This is a genomic window from Blautia sp. MSJ-9 (genome assembly GCF_018919065.1).
Taxonomy (GTDB): Bacteria; Bacillota; Clostridia; order Lachnospirales; family Lachnospiraceae; genus Blautia_A.
Genome location: NZ_JAHLQG010000024.1, coordinates 43,584 through 54,958, shown reverse-complemented (window position 1 = coordinate 54,958; position 11,375 = coordinate 43,584). Strand labels below are relative to the sequence as shown.

Sequence of the window (11,375 nt, the reverse complement as noted above, 5' to 3'; positions counted from 1 at the left end):
TTGAAGGATACTAATGCTTGTCTTTTAACTGTAGATATGATATGTTAAATAAGAACCAAAAGCAGCATATTTCTATGCTGGAAACAGATTTTCCATACGAATCATAATCTGGCAGTTCTGCCACAATTTTTCCAAAATACAATAAATATAAGAGAGAACAATATGTAAGGTGCAGGAACAGGAGGAGCCTGATGATCAATTTATTCGATTTTACTTACTGCGGTGATTATAACCGTCAGATCCAGAATCTGGCAAGGATGGTGCCGGAGAAGTGGAGTTTTTCGGATACAGAAGATAACGGAATCCTGAAAGGATATCTGGAGCATACATTTAAACGTCTTTATGAAGAACAGAAGGTGTGGGAGAGAAAGAATTATGCCATATTTAATACAGGACTCTTTAATTACTATTATCAGCCGATCTATGCGTACTTTATTCCCAATCTGGTTCCGGACAGGCAGCCGTGGTTTCTGGATGGATTTTACACAGAATATTATTTATTAAAAGAAGGAATCACCAGTCTGCCGGAAAAAGCAAGCTATGTAGAGAATCCGTCAGATCTTGTATTTGACACGAAGCTTCCGGTCATCCCACAGTATGATCACATATTCGGAGATGAAGAGAATGCAGCGCGTCTGCCAAAAGAAGTGCGGGAAAGCAGCATGCGTCTGCAGCTGTTTGACGGGGCACTGAAGCAGACCAGACGGATGCTGGAGGCAGATTATAAGACTGCGATCCCGCAGTATTACAATCATTCTATCCAGTTACTGATCCCTATCTGTCTGAGACACCCGGGCAGGCCGGATCTGGCACTGGCATGTATGAAGACACCCGATGGAAGCAAATATCTGGGCCGGACCTGCCTGACATTGCGGATGGCGTATCACAATGCCAGACTTCTTGCCAGAGTAGATAAAAGCTGGCTTCTGGGTGCTCCATCTGCCTGAGATGGACTACAGGAAAGATAGACGTTACTGGGCACGGAAGGAACAGTAACAGATTGACACAGAGGATAAGCTTTGCTATATTGACACGCAGAAGATAAAGGCAGGTGATAAGATGAGGAACAAAAGTCTGGATGTGGCAAAAGCAATAGCAGCATTTCTGGTAGTCTGTATTCATGTAAGCTTTCCAGGAGAGACAGGTCAGATCATAAAAGTATTTGCCAGATGTGCAGTGCCATTTTTCTTTATGGTATCCGGATATTTCTGCTATTATGAAAACAATAATGCTGCAGTTAAGATACCCTTTAAGATCATACATATCCTGAAACTCTTTGCAGTATCTATCCTGTTTTATTTTGGCTGGGAATATCTGATGAAAGTTTCAGGCGGAGGGAATGCGGCAGAGTGGATAAAAGAACTTACGGATATAGAGCATCTGAAGGAATTTGTTTTTTATAACAGTACTTCACCTGTCAGGGCACATCTGTGGTTTTTGCCTGCACTTATTTACTGTTATGCGGTTGATTTCTGTATCGAAAAGCTGCATATCAGAAAGGCGGCGTACTGCTGCATTCCGATATTATCTGTGGTACTTTTGTGGAGAGCAGAGTTCTGCAGATTTGCAGGTGGATTTTACCATACGATGGAATACAGAAACTTTTTGTTTACAGGTATGAGTTTTTATCTTATGGGGCAGATGATCCACGAGAAGCAGGATAAACTGGAACAGAGACTGTCAGAGAGTATAGAACGAAAGTTTGTTGCAGGGATTGTGTCAGGGATCATACTCAGTGTTCTGGAATACTGTCTGCAGGGAGCCAGAGAGATTTATCTGGGAAACTGTATTACGGTCATCTGTCTGTTTATCTGGCTTATATTATATGGAAGGAAAAAAACATTTCCGCAGGTGCTGGCAGAAGCAGGACAGAAGTATGCGTTTCCCGTTTATCTGATTCATCCTGCAGTGGCTGATGCTGCGAAAAGAATCTCTGGCTGCACAGGAATCAGCAGAATTGGATGCTGGCTCTGGTTGCGACCATTGTGTGTATATGGAATGACATTACTGATCATTTACTGTATTTTCAGAGTAAATATCTATGTCAAAAGCTGTTCACACCATGAGAAATGTGGTATAGTATTCAGTAAATCTTATGACAGAAAAACAAAACTACACTGAGTTTTGACATCTGTGCAGATGCCTGAAGAATCATAAGAAAATCAGCTGAAAAAGGCACAAAGGAGAAGAAATGACAGAAAAAAATCAGGACACGAACCAGAGGGAGAAGAGAGTGGAACAGACAGAACAGCACGATGAGAGTGTGCTTAATCCGGAGATCAAGAATGAGACGGATCTGTCAAAGAAGGAAAGACGCCTGATTGAGAAAGAGAAGTTAAAGGGAATGGGATTCGGAAAGAAGCTGGAATATATCTGGATGTATTATAAACCGGCTATTTTCGGAGTGATCGCAGCGATCGCACTCGCATTTGCAGCAAAGGACTATTATGAAAATGCTAAAATACAGACAGTAATGGCAGTATCTGTAGTCAATTCTCTGGCAGGCGATACAGATACACTTGAACAGGAGATTAAGGATGTTCTTGGCTGCAGTGATGACAAATACAGCAGGGTTGAGATAGGAGTTAACCTTACTACAGATTCTGAGCAGAAGGAATTTGATTATACTGCACAGATGGCATATGTGACACAGGTTCAGACAGGATCCATTGATGTGATGGTTATGCCGGAATCTCTGTATCAGACGTTGAATGAAAATCAGCCGTTTGCAGATTTGGAAGAACTTCTGGGAGAGGATACCTTTCAATCCTTTGGGGAACAGACAGATAAGACACATATTTCCATTACAGACAGTAAACTTGCCGAAGAGTTGGGAGTCGCTTATGAACCGATGTGTATTGTGATCCCATATTCATCAAAGAATCAGGAGAATGCAGTAAAGTGGGTACAGACACTGACAGACCAGAACTGATTGGTACTATCGTTACTGTTCACACAACACTATTCCGCGAGGTGTTTTGGCATGAATATGCCAAAATCCCGAGACATACAAGCCAAAATTCCATTGCCGCAGGCAATCTGGAATGAATTTTGGCTACGTTACTGTAAACGGAGTGAACAGTAACGTACTATCTACACGCCCGGCGAGGTGTTTTAACAAATACTTGACAGATATCAGCAATTTATGGTATGTTTATCATGCCAAAACTGGTGTGGATTTTTCAGTCTTGTGAGAAACATGAACTTTTTTCGCCACACAATTGTCGTACATTTATGTACTGATAATTGTGTGGTATTTTTTTGCCACGGAAATGGCAGTACGAAAGAAAAAAGAAAGGGGAAAAGAATGAATAACACTTTTATGAAAGAAAAACCGGTATTTCCACTGCTGATATCTATGGCTATGCCAATGGTCCTGTCCATGCTTGTGAATTCATTGTACAATATTGTGGACAGTTTCTTTGTGGCAAAGATCAGCGAGCAGGCAATGACGGCATTGTCTCTGGTATACCCGGTGCAGAACTTTATCAATGCAGTTGCGATTGGTTTTGGTGTAGGAATTAATGCACAGATATCCTTCCATCTGGGAGCAAAGAATATCGGAAAGGCAAATACAGCAGCTACTCATGGTATGCTTTTTAATATTATTCATGGAATTATCTTTACAGCAATCTGCATTCCATTCATGCCTGTATTCCTTAAGATGTTTACAAAGGAACAGGATGTGATCTCACTTGGAGTACAGTATTCAACGATCGCATTTGCGTTTTCTACAGTGATCATGATCAGCCTATCCTTTGAAAAGATTTTCCAGGCAGTAGGCATGATGAAACTTACGATGCTCAGTCTGCTGGTGGGCTGTATTTCCAACATTATCCTGGATCCGCTTCTTATTTTTGGAGTTGGATTTTTCCCGAAAATGGGGATCAGAGGTGCAGCACTTGCGACCGGACTTGGACAGGTATTTAATGTTCTGGTGTATCTGATCGCATATAAGAAATGTGAGATACCGGTCAGAGTCAGCAGAAAGTATATGAAAGCTGACAGAAATCTGGATGGAAAATTATATATGGTAGGTATTCCGGCAATCCTGAATATTGCGCTTCCTTCCGTACTGATCTCATTCCTGAATCAGATCCTGTCTGCATTCTCCGGAAGTTATGTAGTAGTATTGGGAATCTATTACAAACTGCAGACTTTTCTGTATCTGCCGGCAAGTGGTATTGTACAGGGAATGCGTCCTCTGATGGGATACAATTATGGGGCAGGTGAGACAAAACGTGTGAAAAAGATCTTCGGTATTTCTCTCTGTCTGAATGGTATGATCATGCTGGCGGGAACGATCCTCTGCCTTGCAGCATCAGCATCGCTGATGGGAATGTTTACTGAGAATCCGGAGACTGTAAAGATTGGTACAACAGCACTGAGAATCATCTGTGTTGGATTTATCCCGTCTGCAATTTCTGTTACGGTCTGCGGAGCATTAGAAGGACTGGGCAAAGGTACCCAGTCTCTGGTGATTTCTTTATTAAGATATATTGTTGTAATCATTCCGGCAGCTTACCTGTTATGCCATTTTGCAGGAGCAGGCGCTGTATGGAATGCATTTTGGATTTGTGAACTTACAACAGCAGTGGTAGTAGGGATCGGGATAAAATATTACTGGAACCGTTTGCTGCAGTAGGGAATTGCGATAGGGCAGTTAAGCCAGATCTGTATTTGACTGACAGCGTTTCTCCAGATGACGGTTGATAAGGAGAAGGAACACAATTGTGGAGAGTACAGAACAAACTCCGTCAGCTACAGGTTCCGCGAAAAAAGCAGCTTTTGCTCCGAAAAAAACAGGCAGAACTGCTGCGCTGAGCACAAATAGCGATTTCCTGGTAACGGAAAGTGCAAGTCCTGTTTTCGGTCTTTCCAGAGCAGTAAGACCATCTACGAAAACATACTGAAAGCTCAGCGGGATGATCATCAGTGTATAGGTCTGAATTGCCCAGACAGAGAAGCGGATATATTGTGGATCCGTTGTAAATAACAGAACAAAATACCGCGGTACAAGCCGGGAGAGAAGGAGCATGATGGTGGTAAATATAAGCATTACCCCCAGAATGTTCCTTTCTGCGTCTTTGACTCTGTCCGCACGTTTTGCACCGTAATTGTAACTGAGGATCGCCTGTGTGCCTCCGCTGATACCAATCATCGGTGAAGTGATCAGAAGCATATAGCTCTGGGCGATGGTAGCGCAGGTGATCAGCATGTCACCCTGGGAGGCGCCGCCGTATTTCTGAAGGACCGTATTCATGATGATCAGGATCAGACTGTCAGTGGCAAGGATCAGAAAGGGAGAAAATCCCAGAGAAATGATCTTGCCCATGATCTTCAGGTCATATTGTCCGAAGGTGATCTTTACAGGTACTTTTTTTCCAAACAGGAAAGTCATGGCAAAGATGCAGGAAAGTACCTGTGAAATGACGGTTGCAATTGCAGCGCCGGCGATCCCCATATGAAATCCAAAGATAAACACAGGATCCAGCAGGATATTGCAGCCTGCACCGATGAGAACCGTAAACATTCCCACGAGCGGAAAACCCTGACAGTTGATAAAGTAGTTCAGTCCTGTAGCCATCAGTGCAAAGAAAGTTCCTGTTGTGTAAATGGTTAGGTAAGTATTGGCAAATGGAAAAGTAGCTGCACTTGCTCCAAACCACATCAGAAGCTTGTCTTTTAACAGAAGAAAGCTGACAGTCAGCAGAACAGAGAAAATACTGAGCATAAGAAAGGAATTTGCCAGTACTTGTTCTGCTTTTTTGGTGTTCTTTTCGCCCAGGCGGATGCCCATGGTGATGGAACCGCCGATTCCTACCAGGGTGCCGAAAGACGTAAGAAGTGTAATGATAGGACCGCATATACCTGCACCTGCAAGGGCAAGCGTGCCGTTACCGGCAATATGTCCGATATACATTCTGTCAATGATACTGTAAAGGACATTGACAAACTGCGCGGTCATAGAAGGAATGGCAAGCTGCAGCACCAGAGTGCGTATTGGAGCCTTGCCAAGATCTGCTGTTGTATTCATTTTTATTTCCTCATCCGTTCGAAAGGGACTGTCGCGCTTTTTCGCGGCAGCCCCTTTCTGTTATTAAATGTTATTGTTTTGTTACTGTTCACAGAGCGAACAGTAACACTGTTTTATATAACAGTAATAATGGGTGTCAGATATGCTCTGCCATATCTGACGTATAAGTTATAATTAAATTTATTTCTGCCTGTTCTACAATCAGAATATAACGTTCTACGTAACGCAACGTATTCCGGATATTCAGATCAGGCTGCATCTTTTTCCTCAGGACTGTAATCAGAAACTCCATATTCAACGGTTCCTTCATTTGTATCCTGATCTGTAGCACTTCCACCACTGAGAACATAAGTGATGACCTCGTCCGGAACGCCAGCTTTGGACAAGTTGTCCATAAGAGTGGTGAAGTCAAGTGTGGCAGCATAGGAATTCATATCATCGTCATTGGTTATGTCATAAACGTCTCCAAGAGCTGTCAGATCCGGGATATCAACAGATTCTCCTGCACCGGAAGTAATTGTGAAGCTTCCGAGAGTGCTGCCTGCACTTTCAACGGACAGTGCAACAGAACCGGAATCTTTTGCTGAATTTAAGTCTAATACAAGCGCGAAGTTCTCAAACATGGAAAGCGAAGAATCTCCGTCTTCTGAAGAATCAGCAGGGAAAGTGATGGTATAGTTACCATTTAAGTAACCTTCTTTTGCAGATTCTGTGTCGTAATCTTTTACCTCAATAATGGCTGCGGCTGTGTCGTCCTGAGAAATTTCATAGGTTCCGTTTAATTTACCGTCATTAATCTGACCGGATCCGGACAGGGAGAGTGTGCCGGAATCATCTGTTTCAATGGAGAGAAGGTAACCAAAGTCTGAGCCGTCTTTCGTCATCTGCCAGTTCAGGACAGGAGTTATTTCATCGCCCTCCTGAAATTCAATCTCACGTCCTGCAATTCTGTCGGTCTCATCAACCCAGATTCTGGTGTTGAGATGAGAATCATCGGAATTACTGGTATCTGCATCTTTCAGAGAATCAAGGCCGTCTTCTACAGCTTTGGTGAAGTTTTCGTACAGATCTTCATTGCTGGAAAGTTTGTCTGTCCAGGTATTGAGGATGTTCTCAATATCACTGTCTGATTTTGCTTCTTCCAGGATTGCGGTTGCAGTTTTGACGGCATCTTCTGCTGAAACCTGTGCTTCGTATACAGTACAGTCCTGGCTGATCTCACCGGTTGTAAGAGTTTCCTGACTGCTTTCGCCTTCTGTAATGTTATCGAAGAGCATAGAGCCGTATTTATTCAGAAGTGTTTCTACCACAGATGCTTCCGGCAATGTTGCCGCCAGATCAGACATCATGGAAACACTCAGGTTGATACTGTCTGAATAAGCTGTGGCAAAATGATCAGTCGGAATATTTACGTCTGTATCGCCAGGGGCTAACTCTTCGATATCACTTTCAATGCTGGCAGCCTGCTGGTCCGCGGCTTCTGCCAGATTGGTCTTGAAATATTTATCAGAGAGTTCTGGAATGCGCATATAAATATTCTGGGTGTCCGGATCCATATAATATTCTAAAGTACAGATTTCGCTGTCGTTAAGAAGGAGCTTCATGAGCACTCCCTCTTTTCCCTCTGTAAAAGAAATATCATTGGAAAGTGTGACATTGTCCAGCCAGGAGACATCAAATGGTGCGATAAATCCCAGAAGTGAGCGGCCGGAATCTTCAAATTTCAGAATCATATCACTCTGCATTCCGGACATCAGAGACTGGCTTTCCTCTATAGATGTAGCGTAAGAAGATACCATTTCTGTGACCTTTTTTGCCCATGCATCTTTTTCGATGGAAGCGTAGCTGTCTGCTGCAAATGCTGTAGATGGAATTGCAGCGGTACCAAGAAGTGCCGCAGCACAGATTGCGGTTGTTTTTCTGAACCATTTCTTTGTTTTCATAAGAGCCTCCTTATGTTCTATTATGAATCTTATGTGGTGGTATTGAATTTCAGGACATTCATTTTCTGCTCTGAAAAACAGGCCTGTCATTATTCCCTGAAAGACATTACAGACTGAAATAACAATCTATATCAATTTTACCAGATATAAATGGAAAAAGCTACAAATTTTCGACAATATGGAAAAAGATGTCGATATTTTCGAAAATTATTTACATACACTGGCTCAGACGGTGAATGATTTCCTTTATATCAGCCACTTCAATGGAAGAATAATTCATAATATATACATTCTCCGGCGCTTCATCCGAAACGTGATAGTAACCGGACAGGGGGGAAAGTTTTATGCTGTGAGCACCTGCAGACTGGATCAGTTTCGACTCTGTCAGAGAAGTATGAACTTCCATAAGGAAATGCACACCTGCTTCTTCTCCGGAAATGGTAACAAGATCATTCAATCGGCTGTTCCTGATGGCTTTGATCAGAGAATCACGTTTGGAATGATAGTAATTTCTTAGTCGATTGATATGTTTCTCGAAATAACCTTCCTGAATGAACTTTGCCAGTGTGTACTGTTCAAAGTTTGAGACAGTACAGGAGTAAAAAGAAAGTTTTTTATAAAATTCATCCAGCAGATGCCCGGGAAGTACCATATAACTGATACGGACAGTAGAGGAAAGGGTCTTTGTAAATGTATTCATATAAATAACTTTATCCGAGACATCAATGCTCTGTAGTGTCGGGATTGGCTGACCGCTCAGCCGAAGCTCGCTGTCGTAATCATCTTCGATGATATAGCGGTTTTCTCCTCTGGAAGCCCATCCGAGAAGCTCATAGCGTCTGCTGATCGGCATAACGATACCTGTAGGATAATGATGAGAAGGGGAGATATGAAGAATATCTGCTTTTTTTTCTTCCAGTTTAGAAACTTTTACCCCGTCGCCGTCCATATCGATGTATTCGCAGGGAACCTGCCAGCTTTTATAAATCTGAGGGATTTTTCTGTATCCTGGATTTTCTACAGCATAGACTTTATCTTTGCCGAAAAGCTGGATCAGAAGTCCGTAGAGGTATTCCGTACCGGCACCTACGATGATCTGCTCCGGCAGGACAGTCATGCCGCGGAATTCTTTCAGATATGTGGCAATGGCCTCGCGGAGAAAAAGGATTCCGCCGCATGGAGGGTTGGTCATTAATTGCATCTGATTCTCGTTTAATACTTCACGAACCATCTTTGTCCAGATCGTGAATGGAAAAAGCTCGGACTGTGTCTGATTACTGGAAAAATCAGCCAGGTATCCGGAGTCTCCGCTTGTGAGTGGAACCATTTCTTTTGTGATATTTTTCTTTTCGATCTCTATGGCTTTCTTGAAATCAGTGACATAGAAGCCTCTTTTCGGCATGGAATAAATATAACCTTCTGCAATTAACTGCTCATAGGCATTTTCTACAGTGATCACGCTTATACCCAGATTTTTTGCGAAAGAGCGTTTGGACGGTAATTTCTCTCCGGGCTTGATATTTCCCTGTAATATGTCGTTTTTGATGCATTTATATAAATATTCGTAAAGGGAATCTGACCCTGTATTTGTAAAATTATAGGTAATCATTTGTGATAGTTTCTCCAATCTGACCTTACTGAATATATCTGAATTGACGATTTAAATATATTCACTTCTGCATTATACTCTGTCCAAGCTGATTCGTACAGAAGAGATTTAATATTTCATTGCAATTGTTTGAAATCGTTACTGTTCGTCGACAATATTTCTCAAGATATTTTTGATGAGTGAATGTTAATGAAAACCGGAGATGTAGATGACAAGTATAACTTGTTGATAATATTCCGGGATGATGAGGGTGAACAGATTTGGAGAAACGATATCAGAAATCAAATATAACACAGGAGGAATTTCACATGGAAAACAGATATGAATTAAACAAACAGCTTGCACAGATGTTAAAAGGCGGTGTCATCATGGATGTTACCACACCGGAGCAGGCAAAGATCGCAGAGGCAGCAGGTGCATGTGCAGTTATGGCATTGGAGCGTATCCCGGCAGATATCCGTGCAGCAGGCGGTGTTTCCAGAATGAGTGATCCAAAGATGATCCAGGGAATCCAGAATGCAGTTTCCATCCCAGTCATGGCAAAATGCAGAATCGGTCATTTCGTAGAGGCGCAGGTGCTGGAAGCCATCGAGATCGACTATATTGATGAGAGTGAAGTATTATCTCCTGCAGATGATGTTTATCATATTAATAAAAGAAACTTCAAAGTTCCGTTTGTATGCGGTGCAAAAGACCTTGGAGAGGCACTGAGAAGAATCAATGAAGGTGCTTCCATGATCCGTACAAAAGGAGAACCAGGAACCGGAGATATCGTGCAGGCAGTACGCCATATGCGTAAAATGAACAGTGCCATCGCACAGCTTACAAGCATGAGAGAAGATGAACTCTTCGAAGCTGCAAAACAGTTTCAGGTACCATATGAACTGGTTGAATATGTACATAAGAACGGCAAACTTCCGGTAGTAAACTTCGCAGCAGGCGGTGTTGCAACTCCTGCAGACGCAGCTCTGATGATGCAGCTTGGCGCAGAGGGTGTATTCGTTGGTTCCGGCATCTTCAAATCCGGTAATCCGGCAAAGAGAGCTAATGCAATCGTAAAAGCAGTTACGAACTATACAGATGCGAAGATGATCGCAGAGTTATCCGAAGATCTTGGAGAGGCCATGGTTGGTATCAATGAAAGCGAGATCCAGCTTCTGATGGCAGAAAGAGGCAAATAATGACAATTGCAGTTTTAGCAGTGCAGGGTGCCTTTATCGAACATGAGAAGAAACTTGAGAAACTGGGCGCATCCTGTATTGAACTCAGAAAAGCAGAAGATCTGGAACAGCATTACGATGGTCTGGTACTTCCGGGAGGAGAAAGCACAGTACAGGGAAAACTCCTCAAAGAACTTGGAATGTATGACACCATCAAATCTCAGATAGAAGCAGGAATGCCGGTTTTGGCAACCTGTGCAGGACTGATCCTGTTGGCAGACAATCTTGAAGGCGGAGAACCAGGTCACTTACAGACCATGCCAGTAACCGTGAAGCGTAATGCCTATGGAAGACAGCTCGGCAGCTTCCATACAGAAGCTGATCTGGAAGGAATTGGAGAAGTCCCAATGACATTCATCCGCGCCCCGTATGTAGCAGAAGCAGGAGACGGCGTACAGGTACTTGCAACAGTAGAAGACAGAATCGTAGCCGTAAAATATAAAAACCAGCTCGCCCTCGCATTCCACCCGGAACTGGACGAGAATGATGAGATACATAAGGCGTTTCTGGCGATGTGTGAAAAATAAAGCATACTTGACAAAATTCGCTGGTTCATAGATAATGCC

9 protein-coding genes are annotated in these 11,375 nt (G+C 42.8%); 6 read left to right on the top strand and 3 right to left on the bottom strand.

Features of this window, described 5'->3' with window-relative positions; translation table 11 throughout:
• The first annotated feature begins 191 nt into the window (after window positions 1-191).
• The 4 genes from KQI87_RS06545 (at window position 192) to KQI87_RS06530 (ending at window position 4,645) form a co-directional block, all read left to right on the top strand.
• Window positions 192-947: a DUF3825 domain-containing protein gene (locus KQI87_RS06545; RefSeq protein ID WP_253292402.1), complete on the top strand. Its 756-nt coding sequence runs from the start codon at window positions 192-194 to the stop codon at window positions 945-947.
• Between the two features lie 112 nt (window positions 948-1,059).
• Window positions 1,060-2,121, top strand: coding sequence for an acyltransferase (locus tag KQI87_RS06540; RefSeq protein ID WP_216459459.1), 1,062 nt, complete (start codon window positions 1,060-1,062; stop codon window positions 2,119-2,121).
• Between the two features lie 70 nt (window positions 2,122-2,191).
• Window positions 2,192-2,932: a hypothetical protein gene (locus tag KQI87_RS06535; protein WP_216459457.1), complete on the top strand. Its 741-nt coding sequence runs from the start codon at window positions 2,192-2,194 to the stop codon at window positions 2,930-2,932.
• 375 nt (window positions 2,933-3,307) lie between these two features.
• Window positions 3,308-4,645 carry an MATE family efflux transporter gene (locus KQI87_RS06530; protein ID WP_216459455.1) on the top strand — a complete coding sequence of 446 codons (1,338 nt, stop codon included), beginning with the start codon at window positions 3,308-3,310 and terminating at the stop codon, window positions 4,643-4,645.
• 18 nt (window positions 4,646-4,663) lie between these two features.
• On the opposite strand, the gene KQI87_RS06525 is transcribed toward KQI87_RS06530, so the two are convergent.
• The 3 genes from KQI87_RS06525 to pdxR form a co-directional block, all read right to left on the bottom strand.
• Window positions 4,664-6,037, bottom strand: a complete 1,374-nt coding sequence (locus KQI87_RS06525; protein WP_216459452.1) for an MATE family efflux transporter — start codon at window positions 6,035-6,037, stop codon at window positions 4,664-4,666.
• A gap of 248 nt (window positions 6,038-6,285) precedes the next feature.
• Window positions 6,286-7,980 carry a hypothetical protein gene (locus KQI87_RS06520; RefSeq protein ID WP_216459450.1) on the bottom strand — a complete coding sequence of 565 codons (1,695 nt, stop codon included), beginning with the start codon at window positions 7,978-7,980 and terminating at the stop codon, window positions 6,286-6,288.
• A gap of 211 nt (window positions 7,981-8,191) precedes the next feature.
• Complete coding sequence (gene pdxR / locus KQI87_RS06515) at window positions 8,192-9,589, bottom strand: MocR-like pyridoxine biosynthesis transcription factor PdxR (protein ID WP_216459448.1); 1,398 nt, start codon at window positions 9,587-9,589, stop codon at window positions 8,192-8,194.
• Window positions 9,590-9,897: 308 nt separating this feature from the next.
• Here pdxR and pdxS point away from each other — a divergent pair, with 308 nt between their 5' ends.
• Window positions 9,898-10,770, top strand: coding sequence for a pyridoxal 5'-phosphate synthase lyase subunit PdxS (gene pdxS, locus KQI87_RS06510; protein WP_154779728.1), 873 nt, complete (start codon window positions 9,898-9,900; stop codon window positions 10,768-10,770).
• Entirely contained in the window at window positions 10,770-11,336 is a 567-nt protein-coding gene (pdxT, locus tag KQI87_RS06505; protein ID WP_216459447.1) for a pyridoxal 5'-phosphate synthase glutaminase subunit PdxT, read from the top strand. The genes pdxS and pdxT overlap by 1 nt, the downstream gene beginning before the upstream one ends.
• Window positions 11,337-11,375 lie beyond the last annotated feature (39 nt).

Bases quoted from the DNA above. Each gene is read 5' to 3' on its own strand.
- pdxR (WP_216459448.1), bottom strand. From the start codon at position 9,589: ATGATTACCTATAATTTTACAAATACAGGGTCAGATTCCCTTTACGAA.
- KQI87_RS06520 (WP_216459450.1), bottom strand. From the start codon at position 7,980: ATGAAAACAAAGAAATGGTTCAGAAAAACAACCGCAATCTGTGCTGCG.
- pdxS (WP_154779728.1), top strand. From the start codon at position 9,898: ATGGAAAACAGATATGAATTAAACAAACAGCTTGCACAGATGTTAAAA.
- KQI87_RS06540 (WP_216459459.1), top strand. From the start codon at position 1,060: ATGAGGAACAAAAGTCTGGATGTGGCAAAAGCAATAGCAGCATTTCTG.
- KQI87_RS06530 (WP_216459455.1), top strand. From the start codon at position 3,308: ATGAATAACACTTTTATGAAAGAAAAACCGGTATTTCCACTGCTGATA.
- KQI87_RS06535 (WP_216459457.1), top strand. From the start codon at position 2,192: ATGACAGAAAAAAATCAGGACACGAACCAGAGGGAGAAGAGAGTGGAA.
- KQI87_RS06545 (WP_253292402.1), top strand. From the start codon at position 192: ATGATCAATTTATTCGATTTTACTTACTGCGGTGATTATAACCGTCAG.
- pdxT (WP_216459447.1), top strand. From the start codon at position 10,770: ATGACAATTGCAGTTTTAGCAGTGCAGGGTGCCTTTATCGAACATGAG.
- KQI87_RS06525 (WP_216459452.1), bottom strand. From the start codon at position 6,037: ATGAATACAACAGCAGATCTTGGCAAGGCTCCAATACGCACTCTGGTG.